Genomic DNA, 19,453 nt, shown 5'->3' with positions numbered 1-19,453 from the left:
CCGGCCGCCCTCGCGGCTCCGACGGTCACGTGTCGTACCCGAGACCGTCCCAGGGCGCGTAGTACGCGATGAAGTCGCCCGGCTGGATGTTGATGAAGTAGGTGCCGTCGTCGTATTGGTCGACCTGCCAGCCGAACGTGACGCCGTCCACGTCCTGGGTGAACGGCTCGACCTCGATGGGCTCCAGCACGTAGTCGCCCAGCTCGGCCAGCCGGGCCGCGACGACGTCCTCCGCAGCGGCAGGACCCGCCTGGCCTGGAGGAAGCCCGTCAGTCCCGACGACCTCGTCGACACGGACCTCGTCGAAGGTGCCGTCCGCGTTCCACAGGAACACCCCGACGAACGCCGAGTCCATGTCGAACAGCTCCTCGCTCAGGAAGAACTTGCGACCGTCCTCGGCCGTGCCGGCGTAGGGCACGTGGTAGTCGTCGGGAACGATGGTGAAGCGCTCGGGAGCCTTGTTCTCGGCCGTCACCTGATCGGGGACCTCGGACGGCGCGGCGCACGCGGCTGTCAGCGCGACCGCCGCCAGTGAGGCCGCCACCAAGAGGCCCGTCCTCCGCCTGGCACGACGCGCCGCGAGCAGCTCGCTGCGCCAGAGTGATCGCTTCATGGCGCAAGAGCCTATGGTTGAGATCGGCCCCGGCCGGGCCTCGCGTCGGGTGAACTGTGGCCGTCAGACCGTCTCGGCCCGCTTCTGCCGGGCGAACTTCGCCGGCAGGTCGGGCCCGTCCCACACCTGGATCGCGCGCCAGAGCGACGCGGCGATCGGCACCGCGAGCACCGCACCGGTGATGCCTGCGAGCACCGTGCCCGCCGTCAGGGCGAACAGGATGACGAGCGGGTGCAGGCGCAGGGTGCGGCCCATGACGATCGGCTGGAGGAAGTCGCCCTCGAGCTGGTTGACGGCGACGACGATCGCGACCACGATCAGCGCCTCGATCGGCCCGACCGCCACCAGCGTGACCAGGGCCGCGAGGATGCCGGCCACGGTGGCGCCGACCAGCGGGATGAAGGCGAGCAGGAAGACCAGCACGGACAGCGGGATGACGAGCGGCACGCCCACGATCGCGAGGCCGATCCCGATGCCGACGGCGTCGACCAGCGCCACGATCGCCGTCCCGCGCACGTAGCCGCCCAGGGTGCTGACGGTGGCCGCGCCCACACGCTGCCCGCGCTCGTACCGGTGGCCCTCGAACGGCCGCAGCAGGAACTCCCACATCGCCGGGCCGTCCTTCAGGAAGAAGAACAGGACGACGATCATGATGAAGAACCCCGCGACGAAGTCGGCGGTCTGGGAGACGCCCGCGATGGCGCCGGACCCCACGGCGTCGGACTGCAGGAAGCTCACGGCGGTCTCGCGCAGCGACGCGATCTGCTCGTCGCCGATGTCGAAGGGCAGGTCCTGGACGTAGGTCTGCAGCGAGTCGAAGCCGTCGAGAGCCTGCGTCTGCAGCTCGTCCCACTGGTCGACGACGGCGCGCACCACGAGCCAGACGATCGCCGACAGCAGTGCGACCAGCGCCAGGAGCGAGACCCACGTCGCGAGCAGCGACGGCCAGCCGTGCCGGCGGAGGAACGAGACCAGCGGGAAGATCGCGGCCGCCAGCACCAGCGCGATGAGCACGGGGATCACCACGAGGGTCAGCCGGGTGCCGACGAACACGACCACAGCGACGACCGCGAGGACGGCGAGGATCTGCAGCGACCGGGTGCCGACCCGGCCGAAGCCGTCCGACCACAACCGGGACGACCTGCTCTCGGCGGGCACGGCGGGCACGACAGGTCCCGTCGTCGGTGCGTTCTCGGCGCTCGGTCGGGGGCCGCGCGTGCCTCGGCGGAAGAGACCCATCGTCCGTCCTCCTCGTGCAGGTCCAGCGGGTGCCTGACGTGCCGACGTTAGTGCGCCGCGGCCTCGGCCGCGCGGCGGCGGGGCCGGCCCGGGCCTGTGCCCGGACCGGCCCCGCAGTGTCACGCCGGCGGTCCCCCGGTCATCCCTGGGCGGTGAGCTGGGCCTGCAGTGCGACCCCGTCCATCAGGTACCACATGTGCTTGAAGCGGCCGTCGACGACCTCGTAGAACGCGGTCTCGGCGAAGGTGACGGTCGCTCCGGTGGGTGCGAGGCCGTTCCACTCGGCGACCGGTGTGCCGGTGTCGACGAGGCGGGCCGCCACGTGGGTGCCGTCGACCAGCAGCTCCTGGACCTCCCAGGAGAGGTCCGGGACGGCGTCCGTGTGCCGGCGGAACTCCGCCACCATGTCGTCCCGGGAGACCGGGGTGCCGTTCATGATGACCTCGTCGTGCGCGAACTCGGCCATGCGGCCGAAGTCGCGGTTGTTCGCCAGCTCGATGTACCGGCGGTAGAAGTCGCGCAGCTCGTCGGGGGTCATCCCTGCGGTCTGCGGATCCGTTCCTGTCGTGTCAGTGCTCATGCCGACGAGTCTTGCTGCGTGCCCGCCGCGGCAACAGGGACCGCACGAGGGGCGTACTGACAGGGCTACCCTGCGCGGCACCGCCGCGTGGTACGACTGGTGATGTGGTCGTGAACTCCCGGGAGCTTGCCGGCAGCCTGCGTGTGTGGCGCGACAGGGTGTCGCCGGCCGAGGCCGGCCTGACCGCGGGGCCGCGGCGCCGCGTACCGGGCCTGCGCCGTCAGGAGGTCGCGGAGCTCGCGGGTCTCTCGGTCGAGTACCTGGCTCGCCTGGAGCAGGGGCGCGCCGGGCAGCCGTCGGGCTCGGTGCTGATGTCGCTGGCCCGCGTGCTCCGGCTGTCCGACCAGGAGCGCGCGCACCTGTTCCGGCTGGCGGACCAGGCCGAACCGCTGCCGGGGCAGATCAAGCGGCACATCACGCCGAGCGTGCAGCGCATCCTGGACCGGCTGACCGACACGCCCGTCACCGTGGTCGACGCGTCGTGGCAGTGCGTGGTCTCGAACGCCATGGGCTACGCCCTGACCGGTGACACGACGATGCTGCCGCTGCGGGAGCAGAACCTCGCGTGGACGACGTTCATGAACACGCCCACCCGGTACGTGCGGACCGACGAGGAGGAACGGCTCCTGCGGCTGGAGGTCGTCGCCGACCTGCGTGAGGCGTGGGTGCGCTACCCGCAGGACACCCTGCTGCGCGGCCTCATCGCGGAGCTGCAGGAGGCGAGCCCCGACTTCGCGCAGCTGTGGGAGCAGCGGGTGCCGCCGCAGCCCGCGCCGGTCAGCCGGACCTTTCTGCACCCCGACATCGGGCCGATCACCCTGGAGTGCGACATCCTCACCGTCCGCGACAGCGACCTGCGCCTGCTCGTCTACACGGCCGCGCCCGGCAGCGAGGCCGCCGGACAGGTCGAGCTCCTGGCGGCGATCGGTCTCCAGCAGTTCAGCTGACGCCGCAGGTCACACCTGCATGTCGACGAATCGCTGGTAGTGGCCCTGGAACGCCACGGTGATCACGTCCGTGGGGCCGTTACGGTGCTTGGCCACGATCAGGTCGGCCTCGCCGGCGCGCGGCGACTCCTTCTCGTAGGCGTCCTCGCGGTGCAGCAGGATCACCACGTCGGCGTCCTGCTCGATGGAGCCGGACTCACGGAGGTCGGACATCTGCGGCTTCTTGTCGCTGCGCTGCTCGGCGCCACGGTTCAGCTGGGAGATGGCGATCACGGGCACCTCGAGCTCCTTCGCGAGCAGCTTGAGCGACCGCGAGAACTCGGAGACCTCCTGCTGGCGGGACTCGACGCGCTTGCCGGACGACATGAGCTGCAGGTAGTCGATGACCACCAGCTTGAGGTCGTGCTTCTGCTTGAGCCGCCGGCACTTGGCGCGGATCTCCATCAGCGACATGTTCGGCGAGTCATCGATGAACAGGGGGGCGTCCGACACCTTGCCCATGGTGGCGGCGAGCTTCTGCCAGTCGCCGTCGTCCATGTTGCCGCTGCGCATCTTGGTGAGCGGCACGCGGGCCTCGGCCGCGAGCATACGCATGACGATCTCGTTGCGGCTCATCTCCAGGGAGAAGATGACCGAGGCCATGTTCTGGTGGATCGCCGCGTGCGAGGCGACGTTGATCCCCAGCACCGACTTGCCCACGGCAGGCCGGGCCGCCACCACGATCATCTGGCCCGAGTGCAGGCCGTTCGTCAGCCGGTCGAAGTCGGAGTACCCGGTGGGCACGCCGGTCAGGCCCTCGCCGCGGCCCTGTGCCGCGTCGATCTCGTCGAACGTGGGGCCGATGATGTCCGCGAGCGGCAGGTAGTCCTCCGCCGCGCGGCGCTCGGTCACGGCGTAGACCTCGGCCTGGGCGTTGTTCACGACGTCGTCCACGTCGCCGCCGTCGGTGGCGTAGCCCATCTGCACGATGCGGGTGCCGGCCTCGACGAGGCGCCGCATGATCGCGCGCTCCCGCACGATCTTGGCGTAGTACCCGGCGTTGGCCGCCGTCGGCACACCCGCCATGAGGTCGTGGATGTACGGGGCGCCGCCGACCCGGCCGAGCTCGCCGCGGCGCTGGAGCTCCGCCACCACGGTGATGGCGTCCGCCGGCTCGCCGCGGCCGTAGAGGTCGATGATCGCGTCGTAGACGGCCTCGTGGGCCGGGCGGTAGAAGTCGTTGCCGCGGATCTGCTCGATCACGTCGGCGATCGCGTCCTTGGACAGCAGCATGCCGCCCAGCACGCTCATCTCGGCGGCGACGTCCTGCGGCGGTGTGCGGTCGAAGCCGGGGCCGCCCCCGGAATAGCTCGACTCGAGCTCTTCGATCGACATCCGGCCCTCCAGCTTTCGTCAGTTCATGACACCGTCGCGCACGCCGCGCGTACGCACCGCCGTCCTACACCTGTTCTACCCTCGACCACTGACACCCTGCGGGACGTCGGCTCCGACACGCCCTCGTGCCGCACGCCACAGCCCCGCCGGGCACCCGGCCGGTCGGCAGGCTCCGCTGACGCTAGGCCCCTGCGCTACCGAGCGCAACGAGACCTGTGGACGGGCCTGTGTACAGCCATGTGGAAAGGTGGCCCAGGGCTGTGCACAGCGGGTGGACAACCCTGTCCCCAGATGTGGATAACCCCTGTGTAAAACATCGACATGCCTCTTGACCTGCATCGACGCTAATCCCAGCCTGTGGAGGAAAGAAAGTTGGGCGAGCCTCGCCACACCCCGGTCCAGCGCCGGTCCATCGACCGGGAGATCCTCGCGCTGGCGGTCCCGGCGCTCGGTGCGCTCGTCGCCGAACCCGTCTTCGTGCTCGTCGACAGCGCCGTGGTGGGCCACCTCGGCACCGCCGAGCTCGCCGGCCTCTCGCTGGCGAGCAACGTGCTGCTCACGCTCGTCGGGCTCTGCATCTTCCTCGCCTACACGACGACGGCGTCCGTGGCCCGGCTGACCGGCGCCGGCAAGGAACGCGCGGCGCTGCAGTCAGGGATCGACGGGATGTGGCTCGCGCTCGGCATCGGAATCGTCCTGGTCGTCGCCCTCCTGCTCGCCGCCCCGCTGACCGTGACCGCCCTGGGGGCGCAGGGCGAGGTCGCGCGGCAGGCCGTGACGTACCTGCGGTGGTCGGCGCCGGGCCTCGCCGGGATGCTCGTGGTGCAGGCCGCGACGGGTGTGCTGCGCGGCCTGCGCGACACCCGCACGCCCCTGGTCGTCGCGGCAGCGGGCGCGCTGCTCAACACGGTGCTGAACATCGCGCTCGTGTACGGCGCGGGTCTGGGGATCGCGGGCTCGGGTCTGGGGACGGCCGTCACGCAGCTCCTGATGGCCGTCGTGCTCGGGGTGATCGTCGTGCGCGGTGCCCGGGCCCGCGGCGCGAGCCTGCGCCCGCACCGGGCGGGCATCCTGTCGGGAGCGCGGGCCGGCCTCCCGCTGGTGATCCGGACCCTGAGCCTGCGCGCCGCGATCCTCGTCACCGTGGTCGTGGCCACCGACCTGGGCGCGGTCGCGCTCGCGGGACACCAGGTCGTCAGCTCGCTGTGGGGTCTCGCGGCGTTCGCGCTCGACGCCCTGGCCATCGCGGCGCAGGCGCTGGTGGGTCACGGGCTCGGCGCGGGCGACGTCGGGCACGTGCGCTCGGTGCTGGGCCGCTGCCTGCGGTGGGGCGTCGGGGCGGGCGCGGTCATCGGCGTGGTGCTTGCGGCTGCCGGGTGGTGGATCGCGCCGCTGTTCTCGCCCGACCCGCAGGTGCGCGTGGCCATCGCGCTCGGCATCGCCGTGTGCGGCGTGCTGATGCCGATGGCCGGCTGGGTCTTCGTGCTCGACGGGGTGCTCATCGGGGCCGGCGACGGGCGCTACCTCGCCTGGGCCGGCATGGCCACGCTGGTGGTGTACCTCCCGTTCGCGGCGGCCGTGTCCGCCTGGGCGCCCGACGGCGCGCACGGTCTGGCCTGGCTCTGGCTCGCGTTCGCGGGCGTGTTCATGGCGGCCCGCGCGGTCACGACGGGCTGGCGGGCCCGGGGCGACCACTGGCTGGTGACCGGCGCCTGACGCCGGCCGGCGTCACCCCTGCACCGTCAGCCGGTAGCCGACGCCGCGTACCGACGCGACCTCCACGTCCCGGACCGGCGCGAGCCGCTTGCGCAGGCGCTTCACCGCGGAGGTCACGGGGTCGGAGTCGCCGAGGTAGGGCAGCTGCCAGACCTGCGCCGTCAGCTCGGCGAACGACCACACGCGCCCGGCCTCCAGCGCGAGCGTTGCGAGCAGGTCGAACTCCCGCGCGGACAGGTACACGCGCCGGCCGCGTGCCGTGACCTCGCGGCCCGCGAGGTCCACGAGCAGCGGTCCGGCGACCAGCGGTTCCGGGGTGGGCGGGGCGACCATGGGGATCGCGCCCGTGACGACGGGCACGGCGCCGCTCGTCGGGACGACGCCGGAAGACGCCGCGGGGCGGCCGGCCCGGCGACCGCCCGCCGCCCACCGGGTCGCGGGGGCGACCTGCGCCAGGACGCCGGTCGTCGGCCGGAAGCGTCGGCCGGGGGCGGTGGCCGCGGCGTCGGATGCCGTCGAGAGCGCGACCGGTACCAGGTCCAGCGGCGGGCGGGACGGGAGGCCCTCGTTCCCGGGCTCGCCGGGATGATCGGGCATGTGACGGCCGTAGCCGGGCTCGTCCGGCGGGCCGGGGTTGGTGAACCGACCCGGCGTCTCGCCGCGCCCGCGCCCGGCCGTTCCTGGCAGCGGGCCCGGGTGCTGGGCCGGGGCGGGGTTCGGGTTCGCGAGGACGGCGCGGGCACCCTCGGCGTCGGGGGTGGCGAGCACCGTGGCGCGACCGCGCAGGAGGTGCGCTATCTCGATGATCTGGTCGGACGGGAGGCCTACGCACACGACGAGGCCGGAGGCGGAACCTGGTGCGGGGTCGAGCGTCACGTGCGTCACCCTCCATGGGTCGGCCGTTCGAGTGCCTACCGGGTTAAACCTGGACAGCGGCGACAGTTTGCTCCCGGGGCGTACCGGTTGGGTCAATTTTTCGTTACCTGCCCGTTGCGTGCATGAAATGACACATTCCCGCCGAGTTGACGCTTTTATGCCAGGCAAGGACCCCATAGGGTGAATTTCAGGAGGGTTGGGGTGAAATGTAATCGAACCCATTGACACGGGCAAGGCCCGACCTCCGGCCGTGTTTTGACCGGGAAATGACCGAGTCCTGACCGTGAACCGACCTTGTTCCGCCGACCCGCGCACCCGACGGTTGGAGGCGGTCCACAGCAAGTGGATCGCCGTCGCGCGCTTCCCGTGCCATCGCTACGGGGACGCCCGAGCATGGAGGCCCCATGTACCGTCGCAGGAAAATTGCAGGGAGGGCGACGACTGCCGTCACAACGGCACTCGCGCTCCTGGCAACCTCAGCGGTGACCGTTGCGCCAGCAGCGTTCGCAGCAACATCCCCGACAACAGCGCTCCCTTCCACCACGACGAAGAGCGTCACGTCCGACCCCGACGACAAGTTCACGAGCTTCGCCCGGGAGATGCTGACCGAGCGCAAGACCGCGGACTTCTGGGTCGTGCTCGCGGAAGAGGCCGACCTGACGGCCGCCAAGAAGATCGCCGACTGGGACGAGCGCGGCCAGTACGTCTACGACGCGCTCACCACCACGGCCAAGACCTCGCAGGCCAGCCTGGTCAAGGAGCTCAAGGCCGCCGACGTCGACTACGAGAGCTACTGGATCAGCAACCGCATCCTCGTCGAGGACGGCACGCTGGAGCTCGCGAACGAGCTCGCGGCGAGCACCAAGGTCGAGGCCATCCGCGAGACCGTGAAGCTGGACCTGGTCGACCCGGTCAAGCGTGCACCGGTCAGCGACAAGGCGCCGCAGGCCGTCGAGTGGGGCCTGGACTTCATCAACGCGCCCGAGGCGTGGGAGCAGGGCTACACGGGTCAGGGCATCGTCGTGTCGAACATCGACACCGGCGTGCAGTACGACCACCCGGCGCTCGCCGAGCAGTACCGCGGCCTGCAGTCCGACGGCACGGTCGTGCACGACTACAACTGGCAGGACACCAGCGGCTCGGCCCCCGCGCCGTTCGACAACAACGGCCACGGCACGCACACCATGGGCACCATGGTGGGCGACGACGGCGCCGGCAACCAGATCGGCGTCGCCCCCGACGCCGAGTGGATCGCCACGAACGGCTGTGACAGCTGCTCGGACTCCGCACTGCTCGAGTCCGGCCAGTGGATCGTCGCTCCGACGAAGGTCGACGGCAGCGACCCCGACCCGTCGAAGCGGCCGAACATCGTCAACAACTCGTGGGGCTACACCGCCGCGGGCTTCATCGACGACTGGTACGAGGAGACCACCGCTGCGTGGGCCGCCGCCGGCGTGTTCGGCGCCTGGGCCTCCGGCAACGCCGGCTCCGGCTGCCAGACGACCTCGTCGCCGGGTGCCAACACCAGCTCGTACTCGGTGGGCGCATTCGACTCCTCGGGCAACATCGCATCCTTCTCGTCGCGTGGTGCCGGCGAAGACGGTCTGATCAAGCCCAACATCGCCGCTCCCGGCGTGAACGTCCGCTCGTCGGTCCCCGGCGACGGCTACGCCGCCTTCAACGGCACGTCCATGGCCACCCCGCACCTCGCGGGCGCCGTCGCCGTGCTGTGGAGCGCCGCTCCCGCGCTCGTCGGTGACATCGAGGGCACGCAGGCGCTGCTCAACGAGGCCGCCGTCGACACCGACGACACCACCTGCGGTGGTACCGCCGAGAACAACAACGTGTGGGGCGAGGGCAAGCTCGACCTCGCCGCGCTCATCGACGCCGCGCCGATCGGCGCCACCGGCTACGTCACGGGCACCGTGACCGACGCCGCCGGCGACCCGATCGCCTCGGCCGACGTCACCATCGACGGCGAGCGGGACCGCACCGTCTCCACGGACGCCGACGGCACCTTCTCCGCCCGCGTCGCCACCGGCGACTACACGGTGTCGGCATCGGCCTTCGGTTACCTCCCCTCGGCGCCGACCTCCGCGGTCGTCACCGAGGACGGGACCACGGACGTGTCCATCGCGCTCGAGGCCGCTCCGTCGCACGCCGTGACGGGCACCGTCACCTACGCCGGGTCGGGCGACCCGGTCGTGGGCGTCCCGGTCAGCCTCGGCAGCCACTTCGAGGACGTCGCCACCGGCGCGGACGGCACCTTCGCGTTCGCCGACGTGCCCGAGGGCACCTACACCCTGAGCGTCGAGACGGGCGGTTGTGCCGCTCCGTACGAGGGTGACGTCGTGGTCGACGGCGCGGAGGACGTCCCGGTCGAGATCACCGCGGTGACCGACGACTTCGGCTACTCCTGCTCCACCTCCACGGGTGACTACCTGCAGGGCGACACCGAGTCCTCGCTCACGGGCGACGACGTCCAGACGTCGCTCGACCTGCCCTTCACCTTCCCGTACTACGGCGAGGGCTACGACTCCGCGTTCGTCACGTCGAACGGCCACCTGAACTTCCTGGCGGCCAGCACGTCGTACGCGAACGGGGCCATCCCGAACAGCGCGGTGCCGAACGCGGCACTGTTCCCCTTCTGGGACGACCTGGTCCTCGACGGTGAGTCGGGCCTGTACACGGGTGAGACGACGGTCGACGGCGAGGACGCGTTCGTCGTCGAGTGGCGCAACGTCCGCAAGTACAGCCCGGCCACGGACCGGCTGAGCTTCTCGGTCACGCTCGTCGCCGACGGCACCGTGCTCTTCGGGTACGGCGACGTCACCGACACCAGCTCGGCCAAGGGCGACTCGGCCTCGGTCGGCATCGAGAACGCGACCGGCACCGTCGGCCTGCAGTACTCGAACGGCACGCCGTCGATCTCGTCCGGTCTCTCGATCACCTACACGGCCCCCGTGCTCTCCTTCCTGGAGGGGACGATCACCGACCAGAACACCGGTGACCCCGTCAAGGGCGCCACGGTCACGGCCACGTCCGACGCGGCGACCCGCACCGCGACCACCGGGGAGGACGGCACCTACTCGGTCATCGCCCTCCCGGGCGACTACACCGTCGACGTCACGGCGCCGGACTACGAGTCCGCGTCGGGCACGCTGAGCCTCGCACCCGAGGCCACCGGCACGTTCGACGCGTCGCTCGCGGCCGGTCTGGTCACCGTCAGCACCGAGTCCCTCGCCGCCACGATTCCGATGGGTAGCACCACGACCAAGCGGTTCACCGTGAAGAACGAGGGTTCGGCCCCGGCCGACGTCGAGCTCGCCGGCTCCGGTGGCGGCTTCGACATCCTGGGCACGGACGGCCTCGCGGCCATCCAGCACCCGCAGGGCGAGGTCACCACGGTCAAGTCCACCAAGCCGTCGGTCAAGCTCGGTGGATCCGGCATCGGCGGGTCCAGGACGCAGCTCCAGACCGCCGGCAAGGGCACCGCGGGCGAGGGCGTCACGCCCGAGTCCATCCCGGTCGCGCCGAACGCCACGACGATCACCCACTCGGCGTCGCAGGAGATCGTGGCCGTCAACTCCGCCTCGTGCGGTGGCCTGGCGGGCACCACGGAGAACCGCTTCCTGCGGACCTTCACGCTGAGCGACTTCGGCATCGAGGACGACTTCGAGGTCTCGGAGGTGTCCTTCGGTATCGAGGAGGCCACCGCCCAGACCCTGACCGTCAACCTCTACACGCTGGACGGCGCGTTCACCTACGCCAACCTGACCGAGATCGGGACGGCGGACCTGACCATCCCCGCGTCGACCCTGACGATGGTCTCGGTGCCCGTGACGGGCGAGGTGCCCGCGGGCGCCACGCTCGTGGTCGAGGTCGTCTCGCCCAACCAGCAGTCGAACGGCGGCGTGTTCTACATCGGGTCGAACGGTGCGGGCCAGTCCGCGCCGTCGTACCTGGCCGCCACGGACTGCGGGATCTCGGAGCCGGCGACCACCGACTCCATCGGCTGGCCCGACATGCACATCGTCATGAACGTCTCCGGTGACACCGCCGGCGGCGACCTGACCTGGCTCACGGTGGACCCCTCGGAGTTCACGCTGCAGCCGGGTCAGAGCAAGACGATCACGGCGTCGCTGAGCGGCGTCGTGGCGCAGCCGGGCACCTTCACGGGCTCGCTCCTGGCCAAGGCGGAGACGCCGTACGAGACGCCGTCGATCGACCTCTCGCTGACGGTCAACCCGCCCAAGAGCTGGGGCAAGCTCTCGGGCACCGTGGGTGGCTTCACGCCTGACGGCGCCGTGCCGCTCGACGACTCCGTGGTCCAGATCAACGGGAAGCTCTCGTCGGTCACCCTGGTCACCGGGGCCGACGGGGTCTACGAGTACTGGTTCGACAAGTCGGAGCGCACGGCACAGATCATCGCCACGGCCAGCGGGTACGTCCCGCAGGTCGGCTCCGCGAAGGTGACGGCGGGTACCACCGTCGTGACCGACTTCGAGCTGGACCCGATCAAGTAGCGGGTCCCGCCTGACAGGTCAGGCCCCCAGGTCACCGCGGTGACCTGGGGGCCTGACGCGTCAGGCAGGGGTGCCGGTCAGCGCTCGACCTCGCCGCGGATGAAGGCCTCCAGCCGGGCGCGCCCGGCCGTGTCCTCCATCTGCACCGGCGGCGACTTCATGAAGTACGTCGCGGCCGACAGGATGGGCCCGCCGACGCCGCGGTCCTTCGCGATCTTCGCCGCGCGCACGGCGTCGATGATGATGCCCGCCGAGTTGGGCGAGTCCCACACCTCGAGCTTGTACTCCAGGTTCAGCGGCACCTCGCCGAACGCGCGACCCTCCAGCCGCACGTACGCCCACTTGCGGTCGTCCAGCCAGGCCACGTAGTCCGACGGGCCGATGTGGACGTTGCGGTCCTCCTTCTTGCCGGCCAGGGGGCCGGTCAGGTTGGACGTCACCGCCTGCGTCTTGGAGAGCTTCTTGGACTCCAGCCGGTCGCGCTGCAGCATGTTCTTGAAGTCCATGTTGCCGCCCACGTTGAGCTGGTACGTCCGGTCGAGCACGACGCCGCGCTCCTCGAACAGCTTGGCCAGCACGCGGTGCGTGATGGTGGCACCGACCTGCGACTTGATGTCGTCGCCGACGATCGGCACGCCGGCCTCCTCGAACTTCGCGGCCCACTCGGGGTCGGACGCGATGAACACGGGCAGGGCGTTGACGAAGGCGACGCCCGCGTCGATGGCGCACTGCGCGTAGAACTTGGCGGCCTCCTCGGAGCCCACCGGCAGGTAGCAGACGAGCACGTCGACCCGGGCCTCGCGCAGCGCGGCCACGACGTCGACGGCGTCCTTGGTGGACTCGTCGATGGTCGCGCGGTAGTAGTCGCCCAGGCCGTCGAGGGTCGGGCCACGCTGGACCGTCACGCCGGTCGGCGGGACGTCCGCGATCTTGATGGTGTTGTTCTCGGACGCGTTGATGGCCTCGGCCAGATCGAACCCGACCTTCTTCGCGTCCACGTCGAACGCCGCGACGAACTCGAGGTCCGACACGTGGTAGTCGCCGAACTGCACGTGCATGAGGCCCGGCACGGTGCCCGCCGGGTCGGCGTCACGGTAGTAGTGCACGCCCTGGACCAGGGACGAGGCGCAGTTGCCTACGCCGACGATGCCCACGCGGATGGAGGTCATCCTCGCTCCTTCTTCGGTTGTTCCTGCTGGGGCGAGCGGTGCTGCGCCACGGCGCGGCCCCGCTCGGTGGAGATGAGGCCGTCGAGCCAGTGCACCTCGCGCTCGACCTTCTCGAGCCCGAAGCGCCGCAGCTCCAGCGCATATTCGTCGAGCCGCGAGCGCGGGTGCGCCGTGGACTCGCGGATGGCCTCCAGCCGCTCGGTCAGCCGGGTGCGCCGGCCTTCCAGGACGCGGAGGCGCGTCTCGGCGTCGGTCTGCCCGAAGAGCGCGAACCGCACGTCGAAGTTGTCGTCCTCCCAGGCGGCCGGGCCGGCGGTGGCCAGGACGGTCTGGAGGTGCTCCTTGCCCTCGGCGGTCAGCTCGTAGACGACGCGGCGCCGTCCGAGGGGCTTGGGCTTCGCGGTCCGGCCCGGTATCCCGGCCTTCGCCTTGCGGGCGGACGGCGGCGGCTCGCTCTCGGTCGTCGCGATCAGGCCGCGGGTGACGAGCCCCTTCAGGGCCGGGTAGAGCGTGCCGTAGGAGAAGGCGCGGAACGAGCCGAGCACCAGGTTGAGGCGCTTGCGGAGCTCGTACCCGTGCAAGGGGGACTCGTTGAGCAGACCGAGGACCGCGGTCTCCAGCACGTCGGACCGGCTGCGCACGGTGGCCTCCTCCCGGGCTCCGCCGCGGGGACGCGGACGGCTCGGTGTCGATCGATGTATCGAGTCGATACATCGAGAGCATAAACATGCCCGTTCCGGCGGCGCAACACCCCGGAGGTGACGCCGTCGTCGGCCCGGATGCGGCGGGTGAGCCGCCGTCGTGGCGGCGAGAACGTGGACAAAGTGTGAAGCAGGGGCAGACGGTCTGGGCTGACCCTGGGTGAAATGTCCTAGGGTGCGGTCCGTGCGCCGCTGGTGTGACAGAGCTATCAGCCCGATCCCCTATGGTTTCGGGTGGTTTGCCGTGGCTAGTGCGTCAACCGTGGCGGCAGGCCCAAGTCCGAACCGAGGAAGAGGCTGACGTGTCGAACTGGAGTCCCCCTCCGATCTGGCCGCACACGCCCCGACGCAGGCAGGGAATCTGGAACTATCCCCGTCCGTACCGCACCGGCATCCGCGCGTGGATCCCCTCGTGGCGGTTCGTGGTCGGGTCGATCCTGACGGGCACGTCGCTCGTGGCCGGTGTGGTCATCTCGGCCTGGTTCGACATGGACGTGCCGGACGAGCTGGGCAGCGTGCACTCGGAGACCACGACCGTCCTGTACGCCGACGGCAAGCCGCTGGGCAAGTTCGCGGCCGAGAACCGCACGATCGTGGCGCTGGCCGACGTGCCGGCCCACGTCCCGGCCGCGATCATCGCGTCCGAGGACCAGTCGTTCATGACCCACATGGGCATCAACCCCCTGGGCATCGTCCGGGCGGCGCTGAACAACGTCACCGGCGGTGACCAGCAGGGCGCCTCCACGCTGACCCAGCAGTACGTCGAGAACTACTACATCGGCGTCGGCGAGGCGACCTACGCGGACAAGTTCCGCGAGGCGATCCTCGCGCTCAAGGTGACGCAGGAGCAGTCCAAGGAAGAGGTGCTGGAGGGCTACCTCAACACCATCTACCTCGGGCGTGGTGCGTACGGCATCGAGGCGGCCTCGCAGGCCTACTTCGGGCACTCCGCGAAGGAGATGACCATCTCCGAGTCGGCCTTCATCGCCGGGATCATCCCGAACCCCACGTACTGGGACCCGCGTCAGGGCGAGGACGCGCGGGCCCAGGCCGAGGCGCGGTGGAACCGCACGCTCGACTTCATGGTGGAGCAGGGGGCGATCTCGGCGCAGGACCGGGCCGGCGTCCAGTTCCCGAAGCTGAAGAAGTACACCCAGGGCAGCGGTAACGCGCAGAGCGCGTACCTGCTCCAGGAGGTGGCCAAGGAGCTCGCCCGGGAGGGGATCTCCGAGGACCAGCTCACCAAGGGCGGCTACACGATCAAGACCACCCTCGACTCGAAGATGCAGGCCGCGGCCGCGGAGTCGATGAAGCTCCCCGAGGACGCGGACCCGCGCATTCGCGCGTCGCTCACCTCGATCGACCCGGCCACGGGCGCGATCAAGGCGCTCTACGGCGGCCCTGACTACGCCAAGTACCAGACCAACGCGGCCACCCAGGACATCGCCCAGGCGGGTTCGACGTTCAAGCCGTTCACGCTGGTGGCCGCGCTGGAGCAGAACGTCTCGCTGTACAGCCGGTGGGACGGCACGTCGCCCCAGGAGATCGAGGGCTACACCAACTGGAACGACGAGACGCAGGAGGAGGAGCAGGCGACCCTGACCAACTTCGGCACCCCGCCGTACGGCGAGAGCTACCCGAACGTCACCCTGCTCGACGCCACCGCCAACTCCGTGAACACGGCCTACGTGCACCTCAACAAGGAGGTGGGCCCCGACGCCACGAAGGATGTCGCCACGCGCGCGGGCATCCCGGAGACCGACGCGAAGGGCAACGAGATCGTCGGGTCCAACCTGGCCAACGTGCTCGGCACGGCGAGCGTGCACAACATCGACATCGCGCACGCCTACTCGACCTTCGCGGCGCAGGGCATCCGCACGACCCCGCACCTGGTGCAGGAGGTGACCGACGGCGACAAGCTGCTCTTCCAGGGCAGCACCGAGGCGACGAAGGCGTTCGAGCCCGAGGTCATGGCCGCCACGACGTACGCGCTCGAGGGCGTGGTCGAGGACGGCTCCGGCGAACCTGCCTCGCACCTGGTGGGCCCGGACGGCTACACGGAGCGCCCGGTGGCCGGGAAGACCGGTACGTCGAACAGCAACCGCTCGGCGTGGTTCGCGGGGTACGTACCGCAGCTCGCGACGGTCGTCGGCATGTACCAGTACGACCTCGAGTCCGGCCAGTACATGCAGATCACGCCGTTCGGGGAGTGGAAGGAGATGGGCCTGACCGGCATCACCGGCGGCAGCTGGCCCGTCACCGCCTGGGCGGACTACATGGCCAAGGCGACCGAGGGCATGGACGTCGAGGAGTTCCCCGAGTACGAGCCGCCCGCCCCGCCGTCGCCCACCCCCTCGCCCACGCCGTCGCCGTCGAGCAGCCCGTCCGAGTCGGCGGAGGTGTTCACCGTCCTGGTGCCCGAGGGGTTGATCGGCCAGCAGTACGTCGCCGCGGCGTCGGCCCTCGCCGGTGTCCAGCTGGTCCCGCAACAGATCAGTGTCGACAGCGAGGAGCCCGTGGGCACGGTGCTCTCGCTCGACCCGGGCGAGGGCACGGAGGTCGAGGTGAACTCGACGGTCCGGGTCGAGGTCTCGAACGGCTCCGCCGCCGAGGAGGAGGAAGAGGAGACGACGACGGTGCCCTGGGGCCTGACCAACCAGGACCAGGGCGACGCCGAGGCGGCGCTCCAGGACGCGGAGCTGACGCCGGTGGTCCAGGAGGCGCCGTCGGACACCGTGGCCGAGGGCCGGGTGATCTCCGTGGACCCGGGCGAAGGGACGGAGGTGCCGGTCGGCAGCGAGGTGACGCTCGTCGTGTCCACCGGCCCTGAGGAGGGTGGCGGCGGCGACCCGTCGCCCGACCCGTCCGACGACGGTGGCGGCATCTTCGGATAGGTCGCGCGGCTTCGACGGGTTCTGCCGGTAGCGGGTGAATGTCACCATCTGCGCTGGTAGAACCCGTCGTGGCCCCGGTCACGAACACGGGGCGTACACAGAGAAACCGCGTTTGTGCTACTTGCCGCGGACATCGATCCTCTATCGTTTCGACGGTTCAGTGCCCTCACTGAACGGATTTCGAGGAACGAGGAAGACGTGGCGAACAGGAGCCCTTCTCCGATCTGGCCGCACACGACCCGGCGTCGGAAGGCCGTGTGGAACTACCCCCGGCCGGACCGCACGGGGATCCGCGCGTGGATCCCGTCGTGGCGCGTCGTCGTCGGCACGCTGCTGACCGGGACGTCGCTCGCGGTCGGTGTCTTCACCGCCGGGTGGATCGGCTGGTCGGTCCCGGCGGAGCGTGGGGACATCGGGTCGGAGTCGACCACCGTCTACTACGCGAACGGCCAGGTCATGGGCAAGTTCGCGGCGGTCGACCGCACGATCCGGTCGCTCGACGAGCTGCCCGACTACGTCCCGGAGGCCGTGCTGGCGTCCGAGGACCAGAACTTCCGCAACCACATGGGTGTCGACCCCCTGGGCATCGTGCGCGCGTTCGTCAGCAACGTGACCGGTGGTACCCGGCAGGGCGCGTCCACCCTGACGCAGCAGTACGTGGAGAACACCTACTTCGAGCCGGGGCAGACGTCGTACGCGGACAAGTTCCGCGAGATCATCCTCGCGCTCAAGGTGGACCAGCAGAAGTCGAAGGACGAGATCCTCGAGGGTTACGTCAACAGCATCTACCTGGGCCGCGGAGCCTACGGGTTCGAGGCCGCCGCCAAGGCGTACTTCAACAAGCCCGCGGCCGAGCTGACCGTCTCCGAGACGGCGATGCTCGTGGGCATCATCCCGTCGCCCTCCTACTGGGACCCTCGCTTCGGTGAGGAGTCGCGCGCCGTCGCCGAGGAGAAGTGGGCGCGCGTGCTGCGCAACATGGCGGAGATGGGCACCATCACCGAGGAGGAGCGCGCGTCCGCGAAGTTCCCCGAGCCGATCGAGTACAAGCAGGCGTCGCGTGCGGGTCAGGCCGGGTACCTGCTGGAGGAGGTCCGCAAGGAGCTCGCCAAGGAGGGGATCGCGGAGGAGGACCTCATGACCAACGGTTACGAGATCCAGACGACGATCAACCCGAAGTGGCAGCAGGCGGCGGTCGAGACGGCGAACACCATCCCGTACAAGGGTGAGGGTGCGGCGTCCAAGCGGCTCGGCGTCTCCATCGTGTCCGTCGACCCGAAGGACGGCGCGATCCGTGCGCTGTACGGCGGCAAGGACTACTCGAAGGTCCAGTTCAACTCCGCGACCGACGGCAAGGCGCAGGGTGGCTCGACGTTCAAGCCGTTCACGCTCATCGGGGCGCTCGAGGAGGGGCACGAGCTCAACGAGTACTACACCGGGAACAGTCCGATGCAGATCCCGGGCTGGAGCGTGCTCAACCAGGAGACGGGTGTCGAGGAGGAGGTGGAGCTCACCAACTTCGGTACCGAGGAGGGTGGCGAGTCGTTCGGCGACATCGACCTGGTCAAGGCCACGGCGCACTCCGTGAACACGGTCTACGCCCAGCTCAACGTGGAGATCGGCCCCGAGAAGGCTCAGGACGTCGCCATCCGGGCGGGCATCCCGAAGGAGTCGACCAACGCCGAGCTGTCCAACGTGCTCGGCACGTCGACCGTGCGCCCCGTCGACCTGGCCGGTGCCTACGCGACGTTCGCAGCCCAGGGCACGCGCACCATCCCGCACATGGTCACGTCGGTGAAGAACGGCGAGAAGCTCGTCTACGAGTGGGACAGGCTGCCGCAGACCGGTGTCATCCCGCCCGACGTGATGACGAAGGCGACGTACGCGCTGCAGCACGTGGTCACCGAGGGATCGGGCGCGCCGGCGCAGGAGCTGCTCGCCCCGGACGGCACGCCGCGACCGGTCGCCGGCAAGACGGGGTCCACGAACGACAACAAGGCAGCCTGGTTCGCCGGGTACATCCCGCAGCTCACCACGGTGGTGGGCCTCTACCAGACCGCCGAGGGTGGTGGCGAGGAGACGATCACCCCCTTCGGCGAGTGGGCCAACTACAGCCTGACCGGTGGTACCTGGCCGGTCACGGCCTGGACCCACTACATGCAGAAGGTCACGGAGGGCATGCCGGTCGAGCAGTTCCCGGAGTACGAGCCGCCGGCCCCGCCGGAGCCGTCCTTCTCGCCGTCGCCGTCGACCAGCCCGACGCCGTCGGAGACGCCGGACGAGAAGGTGATGGTGCCGGGGGGCCTGGTGGGGCAGCAGATCGCCTACGCCCTGTCCCAGCTTGCCGGCGCCGGGCTGAGCCCGGTCATCGACGAGGTCGAGAACGAGGCGCCGCAGGGCACGGTGCTCTCCGTGCAGCACGAGGGCCAGGAGGTGCGCCGCGGCACGGAGATCAGGGTCGTGGTGTCGACCGGGCCGGGAGAGCAGACGGTGCAGGTGCCCGGCGGCCTCGTGGGTGGTGACGAGGGCAACGCCCGCGGCCAGCTCCAGAGCGCGGGACTCCAGCCGGTCGTGGAGTACCAGGAGTCCAGCGACTACGCCGAGGGCATCGTCATGCAGGTCGAACCCGGTGAGGGCAGCGAGGTGCCCGCGGGGAGCCAGGTCCGGGTCATCGTGTCGTCCGGGCCCGGGGAGATCACCTTCCCGAGCGGCGAACCGACGGGCGGCAACGGCGGAGGCGGAGGCGGCGGTGGTGGTGGCGGTGGCACCGGCGGCTAGCCCGCGCCGTCCGTGAGCACGTGACCGAGGGGTCGTCTCC

Annotated in this window: 12 protein-coding genes; 5 read left to right on the top strand and 7 right to left on the bottom strand. The window is 70.3% G+C overall.

The features are described from left to right. Nucleotides 1–25: 25 nt before the first annotated feature. The 3 genes from ACO229_RS21305 to ACO229_RS21295 form a co-directional block, all read right to left on the bottom strand. The gene (locus ACO229_RS21305; protein WP_423462720.1) at nt 26–613 is read right to left on the bottom strand and encodes a hypothetical protein; all 588 of its coding nucleotides are present in this window, start codon (nt 611–613) and stop codon (nt 26–28) included. 63 nt (nt 614–676) lie between these two features. Next, nucleotides 677–1,852: an AI-2E family transporter gene (locus ACO229_RS21300; protein ID WP_423462719.1), complete on the bottom strand. Its 1,176-nt coding sequence runs from the start codon at nt 1,850–1,852 to the stop codon at nt 677–679. Nucleotides 1,853–1,991: 139 nt separating this feature from the next. Next, nucleotides 1,992–2,432 (bottom strand): ester cyclase, encoded by a 441-nt coding sequence (locus ACO229_RS21295; protein WP_423462718.1) that lies wholly within the window; start codon nt 2,430–2,432, stop codon nt 1,992–1,994. 110 nt (nt 2,433–2,542) lie between these two features. Between ACO229_RS21295 and ACO229_RS21290 the strand changes: the two genes are divergently transcribed. Further along, the gene (locus tag ACO229_RS21290; RefSeq protein WP_423462717.1) at nt 2,543–3,379 is read left to right on the top strand and encodes a helix-turn-helix transcriptional regulator; all 837 of its coding nucleotides are present in this window, start codon (nt 2,543–2,545) and stop codon (nt 3,377–3,379) included. Nucleotides 3,380–3,388: 9 nt separating this feature from the next. Here the strand turns inward: ACO229_RS21290 and dnaB are convergent, their stop codons facing one another. Next, nucleotides 3,389–4,753 (bottom strand): replicative DNA helicase, encoded by a 1,365-nt coding sequence (gene dnaB, locus ACO229_RS21285; protein ID WP_397412408.1) that lies wholly within the window; start codon nt 4,751–4,753, stop codon nt 3,389–3,391. A gap of 372 nt (nt 4,754–5,125) precedes the next feature. Here dnaB and ACO229_RS21280 point away from each other — a divergent pair, with 372 nt between their 5' ends. Further along, a complete protein-coding gene (locus ACO229_RS21280) occupies nt 5,126–6,469 on the top strand; it encodes an MATE family efflux transporter (protein WP_423462716.1) in 1,344 nt (447 codons plus the stop codon). A 12-nt stretch (nt 6,470–6,481) separates the two neighbouring features. On the opposite strand, the gene ACO229_RS21275 is transcribed toward ACO229_RS21280, so the two are convergent. After that, the gene (locus ACO229_RS21275; RefSeq protein WP_423462715.1) at nt 6,482–7,345 is read right to left on the bottom strand and encodes a winged helix-turn-helix domain-containing protein; all 864 of its coding nucleotides are present in this window, start codon (nt 7,343–7,345) and stop codon (nt 6,482–6,484) included. 482 nt (nt 7,346–7,827) lie between these two features. Between ACO229_RS21275 and ACO229_RS21270 the strand changes: the two genes are divergently transcribed. Beyond that, the gene (locus ACO229_RS21270; RefSeq protein ID WP_423462714.1) at nt 7,828–11,871 is read left to right on the top strand and encodes a S8 family serine peptidase; all 4,044 of its coding nucleotides are present in this window, start codon (nt 7,828–7,830) and stop codon (nt 11,869–11,871) included. Nucleotides 11,872–11,948: 77 nt separating this feature from the next. On the opposite strand, the gene ACO229_RS21265 is transcribed toward ACO229_RS21270, so the two are convergent. Next, a complete protein-coding gene (locus ACO229_RS21265) occupies nt 11,949–13,040 on the bottom strand; it encodes an inositol-3-phosphate synthase (protein WP_423462713.1) in 1,092 nt (363 codons plus the stop codon). Then, nucleotides 13,037–13,681, bottom strand: coding sequence for a PadR family transcriptional regulator (locus ACO229_RS21260; RefSeq protein ID WP_397412418.1), 645 nt, complete (start codon nt 13,679–13,681; stop codon nt 13,037–13,039). Before ACO229_RS21260 ends, ACO229_RS21265 begins: the two co-directional genes overlap by 4 nt. A 362-nt stretch (nt 13,682–14,043) precedes the next feature. Between ACO229_RS21260 and ACO229_RS21255 the strand changes: the two genes are divergently transcribed. Together ACO229_RS21255 and ACO229_RS21250 are read left to right on the top strand one after the other, a co-directional pair. Beyond that, entirely contained in the window at nt 14,044–16,635 is a 2,592-nt protein-coding gene (locus ACO229_RS21255; RefSeq protein ID WP_423462712.1) for a transglycosylase domain-containing protein, read from the top strand. A 198-nt stretch (nt 16,636–16,833) separates the two neighbouring features. Next, entirely contained in the window at nt 16,834–19,413 is a 2,580-nt protein-coding gene (locus tag ACO229_RS21250) for a transglycosylase domain-containing protein (RefSeq protein WP_423462711.1), read from the top strand. The last annotated feature ends 40 nt before the right edge of the window (nt 19,414–19,453 follow it).

The organism is Promicromonospora sp. MS192, assembly GCF_049532985.1.
Taxonomy (GTDB): Bacteria; Actinomycetota; Actinomycetes; order Actinomycetales; family Cellulomonadaceae; genus Promicromonospora.
The sequence above is the reverse complement of the archived record's forward strand: the minus strand, read 5'-3'. Positions and strand labels throughout refer to the sequence as shown.